This window comes from Pseudomonas sp. NFACC13-1, from assembly GCF_900104425.1.
Classification (GTDB): domain Bacteria; phylum Pseudomonadota; class Gammaproteobacteria; order Pseudomonadales; family Pseudomonadaceae; genus Aquipseudomonas; species Aquipseudomonas fluorescens_AA.
Window position 1 is genome coordinate 79,290 of the sequence record NZ_FMXV01000002.1, and the last position, 24,266, is coordinate 103,555.

Here is a 24,266-nt window from a genome sequence, read left to right on the forward strand (position 1 = left end):
CCCAAACCCTGACAACTCGACTCATCGGGTAAATGAAAGGGGGCCGCTTCGCGACCCAGCGGGGATAAATCCCCTCGCCACAGGGACCTGGCAGCCATAACCAGGGTGTTGATCTCAGTTCTGGTTGCTGCAGTTATCGGAAAGCTTGCGATAGTCCAGCGCTTGCTCGTGGCCCGCCGAATCCAGGTAGGTCATGTGGGCGTTGACCACGCCGCAGGTCGGGTCGGCGTCTTCGGTCAGGGAAAGCACCTTCTGGATGTCCAGGTGGGTACCGTAGGTGTAGCTGTGCGTTTGCACGTTGCTTTCGGCCCGGGCCGACAGGGTGCAGATGTTCAGCGCGGCGAAAAGGCAGGCGGCGTAGAGGGCTTTGGTGTTCATGGCGATTCCTCAATTCAATGGGATTTATCTGCCGAGGCTGCGTTGTGTTGCCTCGATGGGTGCCATTGAATGCCGCGCAGGTATCGCGTCTGTATCGAGCCACGTGGCTTTTTGCATCGCTGTGTATCCGTCGCGCGCCAGATACACTGCAATACAAACCGCCGCGAGCCGGGCCGGCCGGCGCCTGTAGACTGCTCACAACGAAACGCCGAGGAGCTGGACACCATGGATCATGTCGATCACGTGTTGATAGTGGATGACGATCGCGAGATCAGAGAGCTGGTTGGCAACTACCTGAAAAAGAATGGCCTGCGCACCACCGTCGTCGCCGACGGTCGGCAGATGCGCGCCTTCCTGGAAACCACCCCGGTGGACCTGATCGTGCTGGACATCATGATGCCCGGCGACGACGGCCTGGTGCTGTGCCGGGAGCTGCGTGCCGGCAAGCACAAGGCCACGCCGGTGCTGATGCTCACCGCGCGCAACGACGAAACCGACCGCATCATCGGCCTGGAAATGGGCGCCGATGATTACCTGGTCAAGCCGTTCGCCGCCCGTGAACTGCTGGCGCGGATCAACGCCGTGCTGCGCCGCACCCGCATGCTGCCGCCCAACCTGGTGGTCTCCGAAAGCGGTCGCCTGCTGGCGTTCGGGCGCTGGCGCCTGGACACCACCGCCCGCCACCTGCTGGACACCGACGGCACCATGGTTGCCTTGAGCGGCGCCGAATACCGTTTGTTGCGGGTATTCCTCGACCATCCGCAACGGGTGCTCAACCGCGACCAGTTGCTTAACCTCACCCAGGGCCGGGACGCCGACCTGTTCGATCGCTCCATCGATTTGCTGGTCAGTCGCCTGCGCCAGCGCCTGCTGGACGACGCCCGGGAACCGGCCTACATCAAGACCGTGCGCAGCGAAGGCTACGTGTTCTCGCTGCCGGTGGAGATCCTCGAGGCCTCGGTATGAGTCTGTCGCTGCGCTGGCCACGGACCCTGGCCTCGAGGTTGTCGCTGATCTTCCTGATCGGCCTGATCCTGGCCCAGGGCTTGTCCTTCGGTGTCCAATACTACGAGCGCTATCAGAGTGCCAAGTCGACCATGCTCGGCAACCTGGAAACCGATGTCTCGACCTCCGTCGCCATTCTCGACCGCCTGCCTGCCGCCGAGCGCCCGGCCTGGCTGCCGAAACTCGCCCGGCGCAACTATGGCTACCAGCTCGACGAAGGCCAGCCCGGGCAACCGATGGATCTTGCCGATGCGCCGATCTCGGTCAGTTCGATCCAGGAAGCCATCGGCCAGGCCTATGGCCTGACCTTCAAGCAGATTCCCGGGCCGAAAATGCACTATCAGGCGCTCCTGCGCCTGGGGGACGGCAGCCCGCTGACCATCGACGTACGCCCGGCGATGATGCCCCTCTCCCCCTGGCTGCCGATGGTGTTGCTCGGGCAGTTGGCGCTGTTGATCGGCTGCACCTGGCTGGCCGTGCGCATCGCCGTCGGCCCCCTGACCCGGCTGGCCCAGGCGGTGGAAACCCTCGACCCGAATGCCCACAGCGTCCGCCTGGACGAAAAGGGCCCGACCGAAGTGGTGCATGCGGCCAAGGCGTTCAATGCCATGCAGGACCGCATCGCCGCCTACCTCAAGGAGCGCATGCAGTTGCTGGCGGCGATTTCCCATGATTTGCAGACGCCCATCACGCGCATGAAGCTGCGCGCCGAGTTCATGGACGAAGGGATCGAACGGGACAAACTGTGGAGCGACTTGAGCGAGATGGAACACTTGGTGCGTGAAGGCGTGGCCTATGCCCGCAGCATCCACGGCGCCACCGAGGCCAGTTGCCGGATCAGCCTGGATGCGTTTCTCGACAGCCTGGTGTTCGACTACCAGGACACCGGCAAGGACGTGCAACTGTGCGGGAAAAACGCCGCCGTCATCGACACCCGCCCCCATGCCCTGCGGCGGGTGCTGGTCAATCTGGTGGACAACGCCTTGAAATTCGGCGGCGCGGCGCAGATCCAGGTGCAACCGGCCGCCAACGGGCAACTGGCGATCCAGGTGCTGGACCGTGGCCCCGGGATCAGCCAGCAGGAACTGGCCGAGGTGCTCAAACCGTTCTACCGGGTGGAAAGCTCGCGCAACCGGGAAACCGGAGGCACCGGCCTGGGCCTGGCCATCGCCCAGCAACTGGCGATCGCCATGGGCGGCTCACTGACCCTGAGCAACCGCGACGGCGGCGGCCTATGCGCCGAGCTGCGCCTGGCATTCGCAAGCTGATACCACCACAACCTTTGTGCCTTTGTGCCTTTGTGCCTTTGTGCCTTTGTGCCTTTGTGCCTTTGTGGGAGCGAGCTTGCTCGCGATAGCAGTGGATCAGCCAGCATCCATTCAACTGACCTGACGCCATCGCGAGCAAGCTCGCTCCCACACTGATCCGAAGCGCTACACAGGTTGATGCCTTACCAATCCCCCTGTGGGGGAATTGGATGTGGATGGGGGTTTGTATGTCAGTGTGTCTGCGGACGATGGGCACACACAAACTTGCACGAGACTGCGTTGCGGACACACCCCGCTTACACCGGCTTGAAAGACTCCTCGTACCCCGGCGGCCATCACGACCGGGCCTCGACTTCCAAGGAGCTTTACATGCCTACCGCAACTGCATCTCCCCTTCGTTTCCAGGGCTGGTCGCTGTTCAGCCTGCTCGCCGCCCTGGTGCTGTTGATGACCGGGTTGATCCTGGTGCTCAACCCGGACCTCACCGAAGGCGTGCGCAGCGCCATTCGCGCCACGGCTCGTTCGTCCTTCTTCCTCTTCTTGCTGGTCTTCACCGCCTCGGCATTCGCGGTGCTGGTGCCCTCGCCCCTGAGCCGCTCGCTGGTGCGCGAACGGCGTTTCATCGGGCTGGCGTTTGCCTTCTCCCATCTGGTCCACGCGGTGCTGATCTACAGCTACGGCCAGCTCAACACCGAGTTCTGGCCCGGCCGCACCACCCTCGGCAACGTGCCCGGCACCGTGGGCTACGTCTTCATCCTGCTGCTGGCCCTGACCTCGTTCAAAAGCACCACGCGCCTGATCGGCTTCAAGGCCTGGAAGCGCCTGCATGTCACCGGGATGTGGGTGCTGGCGGCGATCTTTGCCTATTCCAACTTCAAGCGCATTCCCATGAGCGACTGGTACGTACTGCCATTCGGCCTGATCTGCGCCGCCACCGCCATCCGCCTGGTGGGCAAGCTGGCCCAGGCCACTCAGCGCCGCCAACGGCCGCAACACGCTTGAGCCCAGGGAGGCCGATCATGTATTCAAACGTGCTGAAAACACTGCACCTGCATCTCGATCAGGCAGGCGCCTGGCTCGCGCCGCTGGGCCTGCGCCTGTTCCTGGCCTGGGAGTTTTTCGAGTCCGGCCTGGAAAAATGGAATGGCGAGAACTGGTTTGCCGAGATCCAGTCCGCCTTTCCGTTCCCCTTCGACCATGTGCCGGCCCAGTGGAACTGGGAACTGGCGATGTGGGCCGAACTGATCGGCGCCATCGCCCTGTTGATCGGCTTGGGCACGCGCCTGTGGGCGCTGGTGCTGGTCGTCGTCACCGTGGTGGCGACCGCTGCCGTGCACTGGCCGGCGGACTGGTCGAGCTTGAGCGAACTGGCCCAGGGTTATGCGATTACCAACAAGGGGCATGGCAACTTCAAGCTGCCGTTGATCTATCTGGTGGCGTTGCTGCCGTTGGTGCTGCAAGGGGCTGGGAAATTGAGCGTGGATGCACTGCTGAAGAGCGGCCTGCCTCACCCAAGCAAGGCCTGACCAAAAACCCTTGTGGGAGCGAGCTTGCTCGCGATAGCAGTGGGTCAGTCGACCTCACAGTGACTGACATGCCGCCATCGCGAGCAAGCTCGCTCCCACAGGGTTTGGGTTTAATTGACGGGGTGTGGCTGCACGCCAACAACCCCTTGCTCCTGCATCCGCCGCAACAGCGCCACAGCGCTGTCCATGAACTCGAACGAAGCCACCCCTGCCTCCTGCGCCAACGCCAGCAACTGCCCTCGCCCCGCCAACCCGGGATATTCCTCGATGCGCTGCAAAAGGCGCCAGGCCAACGGGCTGAGCTCGGCAAAGCGTATCTCAAACCCAGGCGTGCGCCGCACCAGCAACAGCGTCGGCTGGGCCGGTGGCGTCGAGGGCTGGTAGCTCGGGGCCAGGCGATGCACTGGCCACTGGTACGCCAGCGGCCAGGCCAGGGGCGAGACACGCAGCGGCAGATCGAGCAAGGCGGCCTCATCATGACTCGGCAACGGCTCGGCCTCGGATTGCAGCAGCGCCATCTCGACCCACTCATAGTGCGCCAGCTCCGCCACGAACGGCGGCCAGTCCGGCGATGGGTGGGCCGCGAGGTAGGTCACGAACGCCTCGGCGATTTCACCGAACATGGGCGTGACGCAGCGGTGTTCGCGCAGGAACCGGCGCACACACGCACGCCATTGCTCCTGCCCCAGCACGCTCACCAGCACCGGAAAAGTGCCGCTGAGCAGCGAACGCATGTTTTCGAAGATCAGGTCGCGATACACCTGCGCCCGCGCCGCGTCCATGCCGGTCGGAACCGGGCAGTGCTCCGGGTCGCGCAGGTAACGGGTCAGCGCCTGTTGCTGCTGATGCAGCGTCTGCCGGGCCTCAGCCATGGCTCACCGCCTGCCGGGGGACGGCCGGGTGTTGCAACTGGCGAATCGTCTGCAATTCGGCCACCAGCGCGGCATAGGGCGGGAAATTGAAGTCCCGTTCGAGCAAGGTCGGCTGCACACCGAAACGCGCGTAGGCCTGGGCCAGCAGCGCCCAGACCGCCGGCTTGACCGGTGCGCCATGGCTATCGATTTTAAGCGTATCGGACTCATCGTAATGCCCGGCCACATGCATCGCGACCACCCGCCCCGGCTCGAGGCCCGCCAGGAATGCCTGGGGATCGAAACCGTGATTGATCGAGTTGACGTAGACGTTGTTGACGTCCAGCAACAGGTCGCAATCGGCTTCGCGCAACACCGCCCGGGTGAATTCCAGCTCGCTCATGTCTTGTTGGGGGGCGGCGTAATAGGAGACGTTTTCCACCGCCAGGCGGCGCCCCAGCACATCCTGGGCCTGACGGATCCGCGCCGCCACGTGATGCACCGCTTCTTCGGTAAAGGGCAGCGGCAACAGGTCATACAGATGCCCGTCATCGCCGCAGTAGCTCAAGTGCTCGCTGTAGAGCGGCACGTTGAAACGCTCGAGAAACCCGCGCACCTGGCCGAGAAACGCCAGGTCCAGCGGTGCCGGCCCGCCCAGGGACAACGACAGGCCATGGCACGTCAATGGATAACGTTCGGCCAGCGAATGCAAGGCGGCCCCATGGGGGCCGCCGATTCCGATCCAGTTTTCCGGGGCAACTTCGAGAAAATCGAAATCCCCGGCCGGTGCCTGGCGCAACTCATCGAGCAAGGCCCGGCGCAGGCCGAGGCCTGCCGAGGGTTGAGGTAAATTCGACATGACACATCTCCTGGGGAAACGAGATGTGGCGAGCCTCATGGAGCGAACACCCCGTGGCGAGGGTATTGGCCCGCTGGGTCTGTAGGCGCAGACCTGACGGGCCCTCATCAACTCATCAGGCTCACCACCCGGGGCGAATCAGGACTCGATAGCCGCCCCGCACTTGCCTTCGCCACATTTGCCTTCGGCGGTCTTCGCCTGGGCCGACAGGTATTGCTTGGCTTCCGGCAACGAGATGCCGCCGTCGTGGTTGGCGTCGATCTTGTCGAACTCCGCCGCGCGCTCCGGTGCAGCGGCGATGAACTCGTCCCGCGAGACCTGGCCATCGTGGTTGGTATCGGTCTTGGCGAACTTGTCTTCGCCGCACTTGCCTTCGGCGGGCTTTTTCACGGTATCGGCTGCCGCCAGGGTGTAGCCCTGGGCCAGGTCGTTCATGGTCAAGGCCGAAGCCGCCGTGGAGAGCCCCAGGCCGCCAACCAGGGCCAGACCGAGTGCAAGGGACGAATGACGGGAGAAGTTGAGCATGGGTATTCCTCTGACGATTGACGATTAAGGTGCCAGTCATCCGCACCGAGCTTCGGTGTCGGCTGGCTGGCGTAGTTAATCGCCGGTGTGTATCCGGCCTGTGTCGCCGGCCAGGGCCTTCGTCAAGCAGGTGTATCCGGGCCGGTGCGGTACACACTGCGATACACGCCCGCCCGGCCTTAGGCCCCTGGGGTTGAAAAAATCGAAACCTTGGAAGGCCTGCGCCGGTCAAGTCCTGTATGAACGTCAACCGCTGCGCGTCGCGCCGAGCGACCGCAGCCTGAAACGAGGGACAGACATGAGCATGACCGTCGGTGATTTTCTGGTGGAACGTCTTTATGAATGGGGGGTTCGCCGTATCTATGGCTATCCGGGCGATGGCATCAACGGTGTGTTTGGCGCCTTGAACCGCGCCCAGGGGAAAATCCGCTTCATCCAGGCCCGCCATGAGGAAATGGCCGCGTTCATGGCCTGTGCCCACGCCAAGTTCACCGGCGAGCTGGGGGTCTGCATCGCCACCTCCGGGCCCGGTGCATCCCACTTGGTGACCGGCCTCTACGACGCCCGGATGGACCACATGCCAGTGCTCGCCATCAGCGGCCAACAGGCGCGCGCCGCGCTGGGCGGGCATTACCAGCAGGAACTGGACCTGGTCAGCCTGTTCAAGGACGTGGCCGGGGCATTCGTGCAGCAAGCCAGCGTGCCCGCCCAAGTGCGTCACCTGCTGGACCGTGCCGTACGCACGGCGGTGGGCGAGCGCCGGGTCACGGCGCTGATCCTGCCGAACGACCTCCAGGAGATGGAATACACCGCGCCACGTCACAAGCACGGTACGGTTCACTCCGGCGTCGGCTACCGCAAGCCCAGCATCGTCCCCTACGAAGAGGACCTGCGCAAAGCCGCCGACGTCCTCAATGCCGGCAAGAAAGTCGCCATCCTGGTCGGCGCCGGGGCACTGCACGCCACTGACGAGGTGATCGCCATCGCCGAGAAGCTCGGCGCCGGCGTGGCCAAGGCGCTGCTGGGCAAGGCCGCCGTGCCGGATGACCTGCCCTGGGTCACCGGCACCATCGGCCTGCTCGGCACCGAACCCAGCGACAACCTGATGGCCGGCTGCGACACGTTGCTGATGATCGGCTCCGGCTTTCCCTACGCCGAGTTCCTGCCCCCTGAAGGCCAGGCCCGGGGGGTGCAGATCGACATTCAAGCGGACATGCTCAGCCTGCGCTATCCCATGGAAGTCAGCCTGCACGGCGACAGTGTCGACACCTTGCGCGCCCTGCTGCCGCTGATCGAAGAAAAAACCGACCGCGCCTGGCGCAAGAAAATCGAGCATTGGCGGGAACGCTGGGACGGGACCCTGGAAAAACGCGCCCGGGTATCGGCCAAGCCGATCAATCCGCAGCGGGTCACCTTCGAACTGTCGCCGCGGCTGCCGGAGCACGCCATCATCACCTGCGATTCCGGCTCCTGCGCCAACTGGTTCGCCCGAGACATCAAGATCCGTCGCGGTATGATGTGTTCGCTGTCCGGTGGCCTGGCGTCGATGGGCGCGGCCGTGCCCTATGCCATCGCGGCGAAGTTCTGCCATCCGCAGCGTCCAGTGGTCGCCCTGGTGGGCGATGGCGCCATGCAGATGAACAACATGGCCGAGCTGATCACCGTCGCCAAGTACTGGCGCACCTGGGCCAACGGCACCTGGATCTGCGCGGTGTTCAACAATCGGGATTTGAACCAGGTGACCTGGGAACAGCGGGTCATGGAGGGCGATCCGAAATTCGCCGCCTCCCAGGACATCCCCGACGTGCCCTACCACCTGTTCGCCGAATCCATTGGCCTGAAGGGCATCCTGGTGCTGCATGAGGACGACGTGGCCACGGCCTGGGAAACCGCGCTGGCGGCGGATCGTCCGGTGCTGATCGAGTTTCGCACCGACCCCGACGTGCCACCGCTGCCGCCGCACATCAAGCTGGAACAGGCGAAGAAGTTTGCCTCGACCCTGCTCCAGGGCGACCCGAACGAGCGAGGCATCGTGGTCGAGACCGCCAAGCAGGTACTGAGCAGCCTCCTGCCGGGTCAGCGCACGGACAAGGAATGAGGCCGACGCGAGGGCAACCGTTGAGCTGCATCGTCGCTAGTTGCGCGAGGTGTTGCTGCCGGTTGCGCCAGCAACAGGGGTCGGGGGCTGTTTCCTGGCCTGGAGCCTGATTCTCGCGTCGCCGGCCATTTACGAGATCATTGAATGGCTGGCCGCCGGGGGCAATTCCCTGCGCCAACGGGATGGCGCCCTCGAGTGGCCTCACGCTTGAAGGCCCGCACATGACAAAGACAACGCAGCCCGTCGGCCCCTTCGTCAACACGACTCAGTAAATCAGCCCACCCGCCGATATAAGACACGTGCGGGTGAAATCGCTTTTGGCTGATGACTTATCTTTATGATTGAAAATGCTGGCAACGACTCGACTGTCCTTTCCCCGGGCTCGCCAACCCGTAGCTTCACCCGTCGCACTTTTCCGGCCATCATGCTCCTGCTGTTTGTCATGTCCGCACTGGCGATTGCCGTGTTGCTCAACATCACCGGCGCCCAGGACCGACGCTCCCGTGAGCAGAGCCTGTTTTTCGCCCAACGGGCCATCGAGGGGATCCGCACCGGCATCGGCCGGGACCTGAGCGACTATTCCAAATGGAGCGACGCCTACCGGCACCTGCACGTCAAGGTCGACAAGGAATGGGCCTATGACCAGGAAAACGTCGGCAGCAGCGTGTATTCGCTCTACGGTTACCAGGCGGTGTTTGTCATTTCCCCGACCGGCAAGACCGTCTATTCGGTGATCGAGGGCCAAATGAGCGACGTCGATGCCGACACCTGGCTGACCGGCGACCTGCGCGCCCTGTGGAACAAAGCCAGCACCGAGGAAAAACACGACGAAGTGGTCGTCGAGATGCTGCATCACGAAGATGCCCCGGCGTTCGTCGCCGTGTCCGCCATCACCACCGGCACGGACAACAGCGTGGCGCAAATTCCCGGCCCGCCCAGCCTGATGCTCTTCGTCAAGGTCCTGGACCCCGGCGCCCTGGAAAACCTGGCGCGGGACTTCGCCCTGCCCGATGCCCATATCGCCAGGACACCCGGCCCAGCCGATACCGCCCAACTGCCGCTCGACAACCTGACCCTGGAGGCCCTGGCCTGGCGACCCCAAACCCCGGGCCAGGATCTGCGCAAGGTACTGCTGCCGTTGCTGGCCCTGGCGTTACTGGTGCTGGGAATCCTGGCGCTGGCCGTCCTGCGCCATGCCTTGGTGATGTTTCGCGCCCAGGAAAGCCAATACGCCAGCCTGCTGGCCCACCGCAAGGCGCTGGAACGCAGTGAAGAACGTTTCCGCGACATTGCCGAAGTCTCATCCGACTGGTTGTGGGAGGTCGATTCGACCGGGACGCTGACCTACCTGTCGGAGCGTTTCGAACAAGTGACCGGGTTCAGCCCCACGGAATGGCTGGGCAAACCTCTGCAACGGCTGCTCCACCCCCACGGCGGCTCGATCTCGATTGCCCAATGGCTGCTCGGCGGCGCCAACAGCCTCTCTTCGGCGCCGCTGCTGTGCGAGTACACCGCGCGCAACCAGCGCATCCGCACCTGCAAACTGTCGGTACGGGCCATCGAGGCCGGCACCCTGGGTTTTCGCGGCACCGCCACCGACATCACCGATGAATTGCGGGCGCTGGCCCAGATCAAGCACCTTTCCTTGCATGATCCGCTGACCGGGCTGGCCAACCGCAACCGCTTGTTCGATTGCCTGCGCGAACATCTGGACCGACCTGATCGCCCGCCTCTGGCGCTGCTGAACCTGGACATGGACCGGTTCAAGCCGGTCAACGACTCCCTCGGCCATGCCGTGGGCGATAAAGTGCTCAGGGAAGTGGCGCATATTCTCCAGCAAAACGTCCGGGGCACCGATCTGGTGGCGCGCCTGGGCGGTGACGAATTTGTCATTGTCATGCCCGACCCCGGCGACGCCGACGATCTGGATCAATTGTGTGAACGGCTGATCGACTGCATGCAACGGCCCATGCACCTGGACGGCAATACGCTGTACCTGGGGGTGAGCATCGGCGTTGCCTGGGCGCAGCCCGGTGACGAACGCGCCGATGAACTGTTGCGTCACGCCGATATCGCCTTGTATGCGGCCAAGGCAGCAGGCCGCAACACCTGGCGCGTGTATGTCGAAGCCATGGGCAACCTGGCCCGCGACCGGCGGCGATACGAGCAACAACTGCGCGACGCCATGCAGCGGGACCAACTGGAACTGCGCTACTTGCCTCGCTTCGATGTGAGCGCCGAGCAACTGCACGGGTTCGAAGCCCAGACCTTTTGGCACCATCCCGAGAAAGGTGAGCTGGCTGGGGGCGACTTCATACCGGTGGCCGAAACCTCGGGCCAACTGGAAGAGCTGGGCAACTGGATGTTGATCAATGTCTGTGAGGAGGCCGCGACCTGGCCGAGCGCCGTCAATGTCTCCATCGCGGTTTCACCCCGGTGGTTCAACAGCAGCTTCCTGCTCGACCAGGTCCAGGAGGCCCTCCAAGCGAGCGGCCTGGCGCCTCACCGGCTGACCCTGGAAGTGGCCGAAGGGGTTTTGCTGGCCGACCACAAGACCGTCGCCAGCACCCTCCATGCGCTCAAGGACCTCGGCGTGCGGATCAACATCGACAAATTCGGCACCAGCATCGCCTCCCTGCGCGAAGTGCTGGACCAGCCATTCGATGGTATCCGCTTCGATCGCAACATCCTGTCGCAGCTGGGCCTGGAGGACGACAAGGAAGGCGTCCTGGCGATGATCCGGTTGAGCCGCAGCGTAGGGCTCATGGTCACCGCCGAAGGCATCGAAAACGCCCGGCAATTCAGCCAACTGCGCAACGTGGCCTGCGACCATGTCCAGGGCCCCTACTTCGGCGCGGCACTGGCCCGCTCGGAAATGGCCTCGTTCTTCACCACGCCGCGGTGGCTGTAACCCACTTCCCACCGCTATCGCGAGCAAGCTCGCTCCCACAATGGGATCTGTGGTGCATGCAAAAAACTCATGAACCCCCAATTCCCTGTGGGAGCGAGCTTGCTCGCGATGAGGCCAGCACAGCCCACCTCACTGCAAGCTCAAGCCCCTACAAACTCAACCGCCCCCGCTCCTCCTCGGTCAGCCGCTGGCGGTTCTGCTCGTCCAAAGGCCCCGCGCCCAGGACCTGCACCGGGCTGGCCGGGTCGTAGGCCCGAGGCGCGTCGCGGTTGGCGCCATCGCGTGACGGGGCCAGTTGCTCGGAGCCAAAACTCACCACCTGCACCGTGAACACCGACGCCTGGTTCTGCCGCGCCGCGTTCTGTTGCTGACGGGCCACGTCTTCAGCCGCCTGCGTCGCCGAAGACGCCGCCGAACTGGCCGAGGTGATGGCCCCGGTGTTCACCGAGGCTGCCAGCGGCACGCCGGTGGACTTGCCCTGGGTCTGGATGTTGGCCGCGTTCACCACGGTCAACGCCGCGATGTTGACGTTGCCCGACACGCGGATCCCCGCCTCGCCCGCATCAATGGTGCCCAACGGCGCGATCAGGTCGATATCCCCCGGCGCCACTTCGGCAATGGGGTTGAGGGTGGCGATACCGGCCCCGGTGCTCGGCACCGACGGCGACAGCGTCACGTTGCCCCAGGTGTCGTACAAGCGCTTGGGCGGCGTGTACACCACGGTGGTCTTCGAACCCCGGCCGGCGTTGATATCGCCCTGGGCCGACCAGCCGAGGATCGAGCCGCCAAAAGTGGTCATGATCCGGCTCTGCCCCAGCAGGATGCTGTTCTGCGCATACAACTGGATATCGCCCTCACCCTGGGTGATGACCCCGGCGGTGGACGGCGGCGCATTGCCCTCAATGCCGAAGGTCTGCCCGCCGCCCGGGGTGAGCATCTGGATACTGCCACCAAAATCGGTGTGCACCCCCGCCCCGCCGAACATCGTGATGTCGCCCTTGTAGGTGATCGGATTGCCCGCCACGTCCTTGGTCGGGAACAACAAGTCGATAGCCTCACGGCCCCGCAGGTAGCTGCCCTGGCGCACGCCGCCGACTTCGTTGTACTCACGACCACCGGCCTTGAGCTCGGCGAAGTACACGTCGCGGGCAAACACCCGTTGCTGCTCGGCCGGCAACGCCGCGAAATAGCTGCGAGCCTGTTCGCTGTCGCCGCTGAAGCCGAAGCGTTCCCTGAGCCAATCCACCAACTCCGCCTCGTAGGTCTTGGCGACCTTGCCGTCCTGGTTCGCCAACGGCACACCGGCCAGGGCCTGGTTCGCCGGGTCCAGGTAGGCCTTGACGAAGCGTTCGTAATCCGCGCCGTTGAGGCCGGCGCCGGCCTGCAACACCAGGCTCGCGCCAGGGCGCGAATCCCCCGGCACCACGGCACCGAGGCTGGTGATGCTGACCTTGTCGTCCATCAGGATATGGCGCCCGGCGGTGATCTCCAGCAGGCCGGGACCGGCGACGTTGAAGTTGCTGTAGAGGATGTCGCGGCCGGCGGAGACGATGGAGATGTCGGTGGGGTTGTGGTGGATGAAGAGGTTGCCGGTGCTGGTGTACTCCCCCGTGACCGACTCACCGCCCCTGCCGCCACTCAGCGGGGTGCCGCTGCTGACGATGTCCCGTCCGGCCATCATCCACACCGGCCCGGTTCCTTCGTAATAGGTCTGGCCGAATCGGCTGTCACTCGGGGTGGTGAACGTCATCGCCCGCCCGCTATTGACGGCCAGCAAGTCGCCCTTGAGCGCATAGAAACGGGCAGGATCGGTGTTGGTCGCCCATTCGTCGGCAGCGCTGCTGCTGTCAAAAGCAAACAACGGCAATGTATTCGCGCCTATGGAGACACTATTGGCATCGGCAGAGAGGTTACTGACCACCACACTTCCATTGACAAGCCCCATGAAAGCCGGCCGCAGCGGGGTGGCCATGGCCGCAGACGAGGCCCCGGAACGACTGACCGTCAGGTCGCCGCCGTAGATGGAGTCGCCGGCCAGGAACTGCAGCTCGCTGTTGATACCGGGTGCGAGTAGCAGCGCCCTGCGATAACTGCCATCGTAGCCTGCGGTACCAAAAACCTTGGCCTGGCCATAATAAAGACTGCCACTGGCGGCCACAGCCCGCAGGATGGAGGGATAGACCACCGACAGGTCGGTCTCGATTTCTGACACCAGGGGCGTCATATTGCCCCCCGACGACCAAAGGTCCACTGCCGTATTGGCCGTCCACAGCGTAAACCAGCTCACACCCGCCCCATTGATCTCGCCATTCTTGAAGGGCGAAACGCTCATTATCGGCGCTCTCCCCGGGTCTACGACCTCCTGCACCACCAGGTCGCCCAGGGTCGAAAGATTGAACGTGGCGTCGCCTGGCATCAGGGTCAAGCCACCGGTTGCCTGGCCGCGTGTGGAGCGGAAGGAATCGTAAGCCCGCGTTTCCCCCGGGGACTGGTCCGTGCCCTGATTACCGTAGCGCAGGTCGATTCGTCCGATCGCGCTGCTGTCGAGCTGCGCATGCCCACGCAGATTGATCACTGCGCCACTGAGACGCCCGTCAGTGAGCCGGCTATCGGAATTCAGAACGCCCCCCACCCGCAGCCTCAGGTCACCACCGCCGGTCAATTGCAGGCTGCCATCAGCGCCCACACGTCCAGTGCTGCCCACCGCCAACAGCAGCCCCTGGCTACGAGGGCTGATGTTTGAGTTGAAGTCGCCACCGGCGAGCCGGTTCAACACGCCCGCGTCACCCTTCACCTGTACATCCAGATCACCGCCACCCAAAGTTCCGAACCCGGTGAAGGCGGCCATTTGATCAGCGCCACCCGATACCATCGACGCGGTATAACTACCGAAGTTGATCCACCAGGCGGTCGGCTGGCTGCTCACTGAATCACCATTGCCCTGGCGCCAGAGCCAATTGCCCACATTGGCCGAGTCCTGGCCAATGTCGGCGGGATTAGGTCGTCCGTTCGGGGTGGCTGCAGGCGCGGTCAGGTTACCGCTGAGGTCGCCGCCGACCTTGAGCAACAGATTGCCGCCCGCGTCCGGATACCAGGCGCGGTAGAGACTTTCAGTGCCGCCATCGACCAGCTTTTCGTTGCTGCCATCCTCGTCGTTGAGCACCTTGCCGTTGGCGCCCAGGGCCCTGGGCTGGTTGTAGGGATCGCCCGGGAACGTTGGTGCTGACGAGGTGCCGGCGGTGTAGATGCCGAACAACGAATCCATGCGCAGGCTGCCACCGCTGAGCAGTTCCAGGTCCCCGGTACCGGTGCGGATGACGCTCGGACGGACACTGCCGGCAACCGCTTGATACTCCACGTCTGCGGGGGCACAGACACTCGGCGCCGCGTCGCAGAGTGACTGAACCGAATCAAACTGGAAAAACTGCGCAGCGGCCTGGCTGATCAGCTCGCCGGCCCTGACCTCAAAGCCGGAACCTGCCAATTCCTCCTCCGCGGCCTTGGTCCATCTGTAAGAAGCTTGAAGCGCGCAAATACCGGCGAAATCCGCACAGAAGGCGTCAACCGAGTCGTAGCCAAAATTGCTCACGATGTCCAGGTCAACGGTTTGGCCAAGCTCTACCGTGAACCCCGCGCCCGCCAGCTCATCGACCCCTAGTTGAGTCCACTGATAGGTGCCCTTGGCCGGCACGGATTTGCCAAACATGCCGTAGTGACTATCGGCAAGACGCAAGTCGCCTTGTACCGGATCGGGCTGGACGATCCGGCTGTCCGCCGCCGTCGTATCGGCCCCGGCCACCAACCGCAACGACCAGGATTGCGAACCCTCGGCGAGCATCGGCGCGACGGCCCACATCCGCCCCTGGCTGCCAGCGACTTCCGGACGTAGCTGGATCGACTCGACGCCATCCGGCAACTTCACATCGGTCCCGGACGGGATCAGCGAACCACGGTTCAGCGCCAGGCTGCCGTCCAGCCTGAGGATATTGCTCTGGACATTGCCCGCGTTGGCCACGTTGGGCAGCGCCACGCCCTTGGGCCAGGTAAAACCGAGCAATGCGGCGGCGCCGCTCAACACGCTGCCGGCGCCCAACTGCGAGCCGGCTTCGAGGGTCTGGGCCCGGCTCAGCAAAGTGCCCGCGGCAAACAGCAGGTTGCCGGAGGCGTCGTGCACCGCCGCCGCCAATACCGTGCCGGCCGGCAGTTCCAAGGGTTGTTCCAGGATCGCCACCACTGGCAACCGGGTGCCGGCCGCCAGGGTCACGTTTTTGATGGGTAAGTCGTAGTTGAGCGTGGTTCCCGCCGGGAACGCCGTACCGTCGGCCAGGGTCACGCCGGCACCGGGGACAACGATGTCGCCACCGGTGAAATCGATGCCGGGTAGCAACACCCAGCCTTTGTCATCCTGAGTGGCGGGCGGCGGAGCGAATCCGTCGTTGATGCTGCCGTAGATGCTCAGGTCGCCCCCGGCGCGCAGGGTCAGCGCGCCGGCCTCGCCGGAACCGTACACGGCGGTTTGCCGGGTGTGCGGGTTGACGCTGGCGTAGCGATAACCGGACAGGTCCAGGTCCCCCTGCACCACCAGGTCACCGTCGGCCGTCGCACTGACGATCTCGACGCCGGGCCGCAGGTGGAACGCATCGGCATAACGGGCGTTGCTCAGACCAGCGAGTTTGCGTTGCATCAAATCGCTGTTGGCCAGCGCCGCGTTGATGAAGGCGAGGCTGTCCTGATGCTTGCCATCCAGGTAGGCCTGATCGATGACCTGATACGGACGGCCACTGGCCGCCGGATCGCTGCCAAAGGCGGCGTCGTTGTATTGCCACATACCATTGACGGCGATGGACCGCGCTCCCTGGATATCCAGGTTGCCGCTGGCGTCGATGGCAATGTCACCGTGGGTGGCATCCGGGCCGGCGCGCCGGGCATTGAGTTCAAGGGTGCCGCGAGCGCGACCATCCTGCTGCCCCGCAGGCGCCGCGGTGCCATGGCGCAGATCGATGCGCGCGCCGTCGGCCAATGTCAGCACGCCGCCCCGGGAGGTCAGGTCGACCACGGCGCGGTTCGGTGAGTCGATGATCTTGCCGTAGCTGTCTACCCGCAGGCGATTGCCGTGGGCATCGAGCACCGCGTTGCTGCCCAGGGTCAGAGAGCGCCCGGCGGCGAACCGGATGCTGCCGACCCGCTCGCCGCTGGCGTCTACCTTGCCATTGACCAACAGGTTTCCGTTGTCGACCGACACGCTGATGGTCGAGGCCTTGAGTTCGTTGCCGATCACCAGGTCGCCCTGCTTGAGCTGGAAGCCACGGGAGCCGTAGACCTGCCCATCGTTCAGGCGTTGGTTCAACGCCGCGAACTGCTCGCTGAGGTCGCCGCTGTCGCCCAGGCGCTGGGCCTGGATTTCCACGCCGCCGGCCAGGTAAGGCATGGCGGTGCCGCCGGCGTCGTATTCGCCACTGCTGCTGCCGAGGATTCGTCCTTGCAGGTCGACCAGCCCGGCCGCCTCATTCAACGCCACCGCACTGAGCCGGCCGGCCTGATTGTTGCGAGCCGAGAGGTCGATGCTTGAACCATCCGCCTGACGGATGTTGCCGTTGCGGCTTTGCAGGATCACCTCGCCACCGGCGCTGTAGCGCGTGACATCGTTGAAGGTGATCGCCCGACCGGCTACATCGATCAACGCTTCATCGGCCAGGGTCAGATCATCCGTCGCGCTGAGGGTCAGCTTGCCGCTGGGCAACACCACCGCACTGGCGAGATTGAGACGCTGGCCCTTGAGGGACAACTCACCCCCAAGCCCGGAGACAGTGCCCGGCTTAGCGGTCGTGCCTGCTACATTGACCGCTCCGCCCGCCGTGATGCGGTTGACCGAGCCGGCTTCACCGGTGAGCAACGGGGTAAGGACATTCAGATTGCCGCCGCGGTAGGCGTAGCCTGTTTTCGCGTCATAGGCGCCTTGGCTTTGATACACCGCCAGGCTGCCCTTGTGGTTGGCGGTCAGACGCTCGCTGGCGCTGAGGTTGACGTTGGCAAAGCCCAGGGCCAGACGGTCCAGGGTAGTGACCGAGCTCGGCTGGGCGAATTCACCGTAGCCAAACTCGATCCGTTGGGCCTGGATGTCCAGGCGACCGGCACCGGTGCCCGCCCCACCGGCAATCACCGAACCCGGCGCGCCGACGGCGCCGTTCCAGATCAGGTTGGCGGTGCGAATGGTCGCCACGTCATTGGCGTTGCCGGCGCCATAGATGGCCGGGGTGCTGAGCATCAGGTTGCTCAGGCGCGATTTGCCGGTGACCGGGTCATACGTGTCGAGGCTGACGGTTGCGTAGAAATTCAACGCCTCGCGGGCCGACAGCTCTAGGGTTTCCAGGGCCGGTGCGCCATATTCGGTGTCGCCACGCAACAGGCGATCAAGCACGGTCTGGCTCAGGGTCAGACCCGCTGGCAAGACCTGGCGCATCGCCGCATCGCTGAGTGCCTGGGCGGTGCCGACGTTGATATTACTCAGGGCCAGGGTCAGGTGACGGGTGCCGTAGCGCACTTGGTCACTCAGGGCCACGCTGCCGCCCGAAGCAGCGACGATACTGCCCTCGGAATAAATCCGTGTGACGCCACTGCACGCTATCAGGCTGCAACCGCCGATGTTGATGGCGCCGTTGGAACCCGACTCGGGCGCAAGCACATTGAGCAAACCGTTGGAGGCAGCCAGCATGCTGTAGTTGAGCGATTTCCCGCTCAGGTTATAGATAAAACCATCACGGGCGTCATAGGCGGCCTTGCCCCGGCCGATGGTATTGATGGCGGCGCCTTGCTCCACCAGCACTTCCCCGCCACTGGACAGAAGGAATACTTCGGGAGCTGCCAAGGTCGCGCCTTCGCGCAAGATCACGCTGCTCGACACCTTCTGCGGGCTGATGTAATTGCCGCCTTGTCCATAGATCACTGAAAACTGGCCACCGATCACTTGGCGCGAGGCATTCAACGCATTCAGGCTCTCGGCATTGAGGGTAACGCCTTCGAAGCCGGCCGTCGCCCCACTTCCCTCGGCTACCACCTCCAACGCCTTATTCGCGATAGCAGTCACAGCGACAGTACCACCATACCCCCCCGTTTGAGGCGCGAACTTGCCGATGCCCTTGAAGGAAAACGCCTGATCTCCCGCGCCAGGCGACAGGCTCAACTTCAAGGTCTTGGCATCGACCGGCAAGACGGCCCGAGGCACGCCCAGGCGAGCGGCATCGGCCACGGCAAACTGGGCGTAGCTGGTTTCGTTATATTGCGAGTAGCGACGCAGCACATCCCCCGACGTCAGGATGACCTGGCTGGACAACCTGTCGCGCTGCCCGGTATTGGCGACCGAGAGCACGCCAGCGGTGGTCCAGGAGCCGTTGCGCATCTGTTGCGCGCCCGTTGTGAGGCCTTGCCCCGCCAGGCCATTGACCTCGACTCGGAACGCGCCTGGCATCAGCGCATACGTGGATGGCATCAGGGTATAGGTACCGGCGGCGAGCCCTGGCACACCGGCGCCAATGGTAATTTGCTGGCCTACTCGCGGATCCACCGCGCCGCCTTCGGGGGCGACCGGCGCATACTGGCTCTGATTGCCCGGCACGATAGCGTAGACCGGATTGCTGGACAGCCCCGGCAGGGTGAAGCCGCCGTTCGTGCCAATTTGTACCAACGGGTTGAAGCGTGCGTCGGTGGAACCGCCACGGCCGGAGATGAAACCAGCACCGAGCAAGTCACCGCCGCCCGAAAGGTCGAGTACCGAGCCTTTCTGGCCCTCCACCGACTTGCCGCCCAGAATCACGCCGATATTAATGTCGCCGTTTTCGGAAGGAACCGCGCCTTGCCCCAGCAGCACAACCTTCTTGCCGGCATACTGGTAACTCTGACCATCGACAGTGCCGCCATACGGCATGACCAGACCCAGGCCACTGACCGAGGTCAAGCTGCCCGGCAACAGGTTGATCCGATCGGTGATGGCTTCCCCGGGACCACCATTGGTGCCGATTTCAATCAAACCCAGCGGTGCCCGTACCACCCCGCCCTGTTCAATCCTTGCGCTACCCAATTGCAAGCGCCCGAATGCCGAGTAAGGCACCTGGGACATGGTTTGGGTCGTTCGCCCGATGACCAGGCTGCGCAAAGGATCATATTGCGGCGTTCCCTCCGCGGTCATGCTCCAACCCGCCAAAACCCGGGCGCCAACGCCCGTCGCTGGATACAGCTGAGCGGCTTGCAACATCATGTCCGAAGGCGTCAGGAGTTGGGTGGTAAAGCCTGTAGGCAATCCATCGTTCGAGAACCCGGCCAGGAATCGCACATCCCCCCGACTGTTTAACTGAACCCGGTCAAAACCGGCGCGCTCCAACTCGACGGTGCTGCCGTCGGCCTGTCGCACGGTACCCTTGCTACTGAAGGTCACGTTACCCTGCACATCCAGCAGGTCTGCGTTGACAGAAAACACAGCCTTGTTCGTCTGCAACGATACGCCGCCATCGACCACCGGTCGGACGTAGTTATCCCTGTTTGGAAGGTTGGCCGCGGGGCCCGACAGCAGTACATGGGAAGCATTGAGTTGAGCCCGGGTATTTGGCGCGGCTGCACGGGTTACAAAACTGCGGGCATACAGGCTCAGGCTTTGGCCAAGGGACAGCGACACGTCGCCATCGATGCTCAACAGCCCGTTGCTCAACAGCGCCAGGCTGTCGAAGCCACCCGACTGAACCTGATCCACACCCAATCGGCCGTGACCGTAGACCAGTGAATCCGCCGAGGTTTCGGCCGTGTCGCCCGGCAGGGTCGCTTGGGCGTTTTGCCCGAGCACCAGCTCACGCACTTGCAAGACCCGGTCACTGACCGCATCGTTGCGGTAATACGGCGTTTCCAGGGCCACCGACAAACTGCCCCCTGCCGCCCCCGTGCCCCCCGAACGAGCGCTGAAATCGCCATCCAGGTACAAACCATTGGCCGACGCCAAGGAAATACTGCCGCCATCGCTCGCCACCGACGTGCGTCCCTGTCCGGGAACATCCAGCACGGCCTGGCTGCCATCCGCTTGCAGACGCGCGCCGTCGCGCACCACGACAAACAGTTCGGATGCGGAAGCCGAACCCTTTGTGGCGTCGATCTGGCCGCCGATGACAATCTGCCCGCCATCACGGACCAAGCCATAGGTCTGACCGCGCATATCCTGGGCGGTCACGGCCCGACTGGAGACGTCGATCAGGGCTTGTTCGCCCAGCCAGATGGAGCGACCGTGGCCCTGGGCGTTGACGGCTTCACCCTGCGCACCGAGGACGCTCAACCCGGTGAGGCTGACCCGCCCGCCCCAGGCGTTGAGGGTACCGTTGGCAGTCAACTGGCCGATGCTGCGCACATCGATGCCCTGCCCCGGATCGACGCTGATCACGCTGCCCTTGCCCAGGTTCAACACCGTGCTGGCCATGTCGGCCGCGCTGGAGTTCGCGGTACCGGCAGTGAGGCTCAGGCTTGCGCCGCGACGCTGGGTCAGGACGCCTTTGATCGCATCCTCCTGGTACAGCTGCGGCATCCAGCGCTGCAACGCATCGGCCGGTTCTGCGCCGCTGCCGGTGCTCAACGCCTGCTCGTCGAAACGGTACACCGGCATCGTCACATCGACGCGGGTGCCTTCGGCCACGGTCAGGCCTTGGTTACCGGTGATGTCATAGGCCGAGAAGCCTTTGTCGAAGAAGTCAGCGCCCAGTTGCAAGGTACCGGGTTCGAGGGGCGAACCGCTGTCGCCGATCAGCACTTTGTTGGCCGCCAGTTTCAAGGTCCCGCCGCCATTCACGCCGGTGCCGCGCAATTCGCCGCCCAGGTTCAGGGCACCGTTACTGGACGACGTGCCGGTACTGGCGGTCAGGGTCAGGTCACCGCCCTTGCCGCCACGGGTCTTGCCATCGGCCATGACCGCAGCACCGGAGCTGACGTCGATCAGGCTGCCCTGGCGCACGTCGATGTCGCCGCTGCTGCGTACAGACACAGTGCCGCCATTGAGGAACGGCAGGCCCTGGCGATCGTTGCCGTCGAGTAGCAGGTTGCTCCACCGACCAGCGGTGTTCAATGTCACGCCCTCGCCCAGCGTGACCGCGGCACGCTGACCGGTGGCGGGCGAAAGCACAACGTCTTCCATCTGGAAATTATCGGTTCTGACCTGTTTAAGCACGTTACCCAAGGCAATGCGCCCACTACGGGCGGTCAGGTCGGCGTTCACCTCCACCTGCGGCGCATAAAGCGTGATATCCCCGCCATCGGCCACCTTGAGCGTGCCATCGACGTTGATGCCTTGCGCCGCTGCCACCTTGACCGCGCCTAGCTGGAAGCCATTGAGCAGCGCGTTATCCAGCACCAACTTGCCTTGCCGGTCGCTGCCGACCACCGAGGTCAGGTCCAGGCCCGCGGCAATCTTGTCGGTCACCTTGCCGACGGTGACCTGATCGAAGGTGGGGTTCAGGCCGCTATTGATCACGCCACTGGTCTTGTCGTAGATCGGCGTGTAGCTGCCTACCCACAACTGAGCCCGTCGGGCCACGGCGTTTTGCGATTGCTGGTAACCATCGAGGTTGAGGTTCGGCGCCTGGGTCTGGCGTTCACCCTGGTAGACCTCGCCAACGATCTGGCCTTCCAGCACCGCGTTGCGGGTCGATACCACCAGCTTGCCGGCATCGCGGCCGACGGTGTAGCCGGCTTCGAAGCGTTCGCGTGGGGCGATCAGTGGGTTGTAGTAGTAATCGGTCTGGCCCCAGCGTTGGCTGTGATCTTCGTAGCCCTTGTAGATACCGGTGTAGAGGATGTCCCCCGGTGCCTTGGACAATTCGTACAAGCGTCCATCGGGGCCCTTGAGCCAGGACTGGCGCAGGTAGCCGCTCTGCACATCCAGGGTGCCGCCAGACAGGTTCAGTTGCGCCGCCTGCTGGGTCACCACGTCGTTGCCGGTGAACGTCAGGGTACCGCCTTGTGCGGCCCATTCGCCGACACTGTGGCCGCGGGTGCCCAGGTAACCGCCGACCTCCAACAATCCACCCGCCGTGTACCAACGGTCAGTGGCGTAGCCGTTGGTGCCCGCCGGCACGTAGATCAAGTCACGCACGTCCACCCACACATCGTTGTTGGTCAGCTTGCCGCCATCGCGGTTGACCGGGGCGTCGCGCTGTTCATTGCCCTGCACGTTGACCTTGATGGAATTGGACTCCATCGCCACCTTGACGCCGATGGCACCGGACACATCGATCACCGCGCCATCGCGCACCAGGCTGCGCCCGGCAGCGCTGACCGTGACCTGACCGCCGGTGGCCAGGGTGATGGAGCCGTTCTGGAAGTCGACACTGCCGCCGCTGACGATCTCGACCCGGGACTGGTCGCTGCGGTCCACGACGCTGCTGAGGTTGTTGAACGGGCCGGTGATCAGGTTGTTCGGCGTGCCATCCAGGCCCGCCGGTCCGGCATTGCGCTGGCTGTCCAGGGCACTGCCGCCGGCAGCATCGAGCAACACCGCCGTGGCGCTGCCCTGCCCCAGGATCACGCTGCCGCTGCTGTCGCTGAAGGCGTTGAGCAGGTGCACGGTGCCGCGGGTGTCCACCGAACTGCTGGCCACGGCCACGCCGTTCTGCTGCACAGCGTGCCCGGTGAGGGTGATGTCGCCAGTGCTGGCCTGGATCAGGCCACTGTTGATCACCGTGCCGGCGCTGCTGCCCGGTTTGAGGGATGTCGCGACCTCGTTGCCACGGGTGGTGGAACGCAGGTTGCCGCTGGTGCCCTGGCCGCGCCGGATGTAGAAGCTGTCGCCTGCCGCCAGGGTGGTCTGGCCCTTGGCGGTGATGATGGAGCCGGCGTTCTCCACTTCGGCCCCCAGCAGCAAGGTATAACCACCACCGGCCGTGGAGGTGGCAGCGCGATGGGTTTCGATCAGTGCGCCCTGCTGCACTTCGACCTTGCCCGCCGCGTCGGTGAAGGTCGGTTGGCTGCCGGTGGCATCGACATACAAGCCGCGCTGGCTGAATTGCTCGTCGCTGATATTCGCCGCCACCGCCGCCAGGTTGCGCACGTTGACCTGGCTGCTGCCGCTGAAAATGATGCCGTTGCGGTTGACCAGCATCACCGTGCCATTGCCCTTGATCTGGCCCTGGATCTGGCTCGGTCGCGCCTGAGGGTCGTTGACCCGGTTGAGCACGGCCCAGTCCGACTGCTGCTGGAAATCCACCGTGGTATTGCGGCCGACGTTGAAGGTTTCCCAATTGAGAATCGCCTTGTCGGCGGTCTGCTCGATCTTCACCGTGGTCTTGCCGCCGGCCTGGGTCTGCTGCGGTCCCTTGGCGTTGAGCCAGCCCTGGGTCAGGCTGTTGTCGACCTTGAGCCCGCCCTCGCCCAAACCGTCGGGCACGGTCTGCACCTGCCCGAACGCCGCTTGCCGCCCGGCAGCCTGGGCCGCCTGCTGAGCCGCGATAGCGGCCACGGTGTTGTTGAGGTTGGTCAGCGAACGCTGCAACTGCGCATTGGCCCGTTGCTGCTGCGCCAAGGGCGGAGGCATGCCCGGCTGCGCCGTCGTAGGCCGCGCCGCGCCACCGGCCTGGGACGCCCCCTTGGCGGCAAACCAGGCCGAACTGAACGCCGTCGCCGCGTGGGCATTGCCGGCCACCATCAGCAGGGCAATGGCCTGGGCCAGCGGCTTGAGCCGCAACATCGACAACTCATCGCGACGGGAAGCATTCAGGTTCGTCTGGGGTTTGCAGCGCAGCATCCTACTCATCCTTTCGGGTTCGCTCTAAGGGGGCGCAACGCAGTGCCATCAAGCTGCCAGCGTTGGTTATAGGGGTTAGGCG

Annotated in this window: 11 protein-coding genes; 6 read left to right on the top strand and 5 right to left on the bottom strand. The window is 64.3% G+C overall.

The window, feature by feature from the left end:
• Positions 1-114: 114 nt before the first annotated feature.
• Positions 115-378 carry a DUF2790 domain-containing protein gene (locus tag BLQ55_RS02875; RefSeq protein WP_092252259.1) on the bottom strand — a complete coding sequence of 88 codons (264 nt, stop codon included), beginning with the start codon at positions 376-378 and terminating at the stop codon, positions 115-117.
• A 225-nt stretch (positions 379-603) separates the two neighbouring features.
• On the opposite strand from BLQ55_RS02875, the gene BLQ55_RS02880 reads away from it, so the two are divergent.
• The 4 genes from BLQ55_RS02880 (at position 604) to BLQ55_RS02895 (ending at position 4,177) form a co-directional block, all read left to right on the top strand.
• Positions 604-1,344, top strand: coding sequence for a response regulator (locus BLQ55_RS02880; RefSeq protein ID WP_092198377.1), 741 nt, complete (start codon positions 604-606; stop codon positions 1,342-1,344).
• Positions 1,341-2,651, top strand: a complete 1,311-nt coding sequence (locus tag BLQ55_RS02885; protein ID WP_092252261.1) for an ATP-binding protein — start codon at positions 1,341-1,343, stop codon at positions 2,649-2,651. Before BLQ55_RS02880 ends, BLQ55_RS02885 begins: the two co-directional genes overlap by 4 nt.
• Before the next feature lie 369 nt (positions 2,652-3,020).
• Entirely contained in the window at positions 3,021-3,653 is a 633-nt protein-coding gene (locus tag BLQ55_RS02890) for a ferric reductase-like transmembrane domain-containing protein (RefSeq protein WP_092252263.1), read from the top strand.
• A gap of 17 nt (positions 3,654-3,670) precedes the next feature.
• Positions 3,671-4,177 (top strand): HvfX family Cu-binding RiPP maturation protein, encoded by a 507-nt coding sequence (locus BLQ55_RS02895; protein WP_092198367.1) that lies wholly within the window; start codon positions 3,671-3,673, stop codon positions 4,175-4,177.
• Between the two features lie 110 nt (positions 4,178-4,287).
• Here the strand turns inward: BLQ55_RS02895 and BLQ55_RS02900 are convergent, their stop codons facing one another.
• The 3 genes from BLQ55_RS02900 to BLQ55_RS02910 all read right to left on the bottom strand — a co-directional run bounded on the left by BLQ55_RS02900 (position 4,288) and on the right by BLQ55_RS02910 (position 6,412).
• Entirely contained in the window at positions 4,288-5,049 is a 762-nt protein-coding gene (locus tag BLQ55_RS02900) for an HvfC family RiPP maturation protein (protein ID WP_092252265.1), read from the bottom strand.
• Positions 5,042-5,887, bottom strand: a complete 846-nt coding sequence (locus tag BLQ55_RS02905) for an HvfB family MNIO-type RiPP peptide maturase (RefSeq protein ID WP_092252267.1) — start codon at positions 5,885-5,887, stop codon at positions 5,042-5,044. Before BLQ55_RS02905 ends, BLQ55_RS02900 begins: the two co-directional genes overlap by 8 nt.
• Before the next feature lie 138 nt (positions 5,888-6,025).
• Positions 6,026-6,412, bottom strand: coding sequence for an EF-hand domain-containing protein (locus tag BLQ55_RS02910; RefSeq protein ID WP_092198357.1), 387 nt, complete (start codon positions 6,410-6,412; stop codon positions 6,026-6,028).
• Between the two features lie 298 nt (positions 6,413-6,710).
• Between BLQ55_RS02910 and BLQ55_RS02915 the strand changes: the two genes are divergently transcribed.
• Together BLQ55_RS02915 and BLQ55_RS02920 are read left to right on the top strand one after the other, a co-directional pair.
• A complete protein-coding gene (locus tag BLQ55_RS02915; RefSeq protein WP_092252269.1) occupies positions 6,711-8,510 on the top strand; it encodes a thiamine pyrophosphate-requiring protein in 1,800 nt (599 codons plus the stop codon).
• A 337-nt stretch (positions 8,511-8,847) separates the two neighbouring features.
• Complete coding sequence (locus BLQ55_RS02920; RefSeq protein WP_092252271.1) at positions 8,848-11,421, top strand: bifunctional diguanylate cyclase/phosphodiesterase; 2,574 nt, start codon at positions 8,848-8,850, stop codon at positions 11,419-11,421.
• A 148-nt stretch (positions 11,422-11,569) separates the two neighbouring features.
• On the opposite strand, the gene BLQ55_RS02925 is transcribed toward BLQ55_RS02920, so the two are convergent.
• Positions 11,570-24,184, bottom strand: a complete 12,615-nt coding sequence (locus BLQ55_RS02925; protein ID WP_092252273.1) for a filamentous hemagglutinin family protein — start codon at positions 24,182-24,184, stop codon at positions 11,570-11,572.
• Positions 24,185-24,266: the final 82 nt, after the last annotated feature.

What these genes read in the sequence shown, in the direction of transcription:
- BLQ55_RS02875 (WP_092252259.1), bottom strand. Translation starts at nt 378, where the DNA reads ATGAACACCAAAGCCCTCTACGCCGCCTGCCTTTTCGCCGCGCTGAAC.
- BLQ55_RS02880 (WP_092198377.1), top strand. Translation starts at nt 604, where the DNA reads ATGGATCATGTCGATCACGTGTTGATAGTGGATGACGATCGCGAGATC.
- BLQ55_RS02885 (WP_092252261.1), top strand. Translation starts at nt 1,341, where the DNA reads ATGAGTCTGTCGCTGCGCTGGCCACGGACCCTGGCCTCGAGGTTGTCG.
- BLQ55_RS02890 (WP_092252263.1), top strand. Translation starts at nt 3,021, where the DNA reads ATGCCTACCGCAACTGCATCTCCCCTTCGTTTCCAGGGCTGGTCGCTG.
- BLQ55_RS02895 (WP_092198367.1), top strand. Translation starts at nt 3,671, where the DNA reads ATGTATTCAAACGTGCTGAAAACACTGCACCTGCATCTCGATCAGGCA.
- BLQ55_RS02900 (WP_092252265.1), bottom strand. Translation starts at nt 5,049, where the DNA reads ATGGCTGAGGCCCGGCAGACGCTGCATCAGCAGCAACAGGCGCTGACC.
- BLQ55_RS02905 (WP_092252267.1), bottom strand. Translation starts at nt 5,887, where the DNA reads ATGTCGAATTTACCTCAACCCTCGGCAGGCCTCGGCCTGCGCCGGGCC.
- BLQ55_RS02910 (WP_092198357.1), bottom strand. Translation starts at nt 6,412, where the DNA reads ATGCTCAACTTCTCCCGTCATTCGTCCCTTGCACTCGGTCTGGCCCTG.
- BLQ55_RS02915 (WP_092252269.1), top strand. Translation starts at nt 6,711, where the DNA reads ATGAGCATGACCGTCGGTGATTTTCTGGTGGAACGTCTTTATGAATGG.
- BLQ55_RS02920 (WP_092252271.1), top strand. Translation starts at nt 8,848, where the DNA reads ATGATTGAAAATGCTGGCAACGACTCGACTGTCCTTTCCCCGGGCTCG.
- BLQ55_RS02925 (WP_092252273.1), bottom strand. Translation starts at nt 24,184, where the DNA reads ATGCTGCGCTGCAAACCCCAGACGAACCTGAATGCTTCCCGTCGCGAT.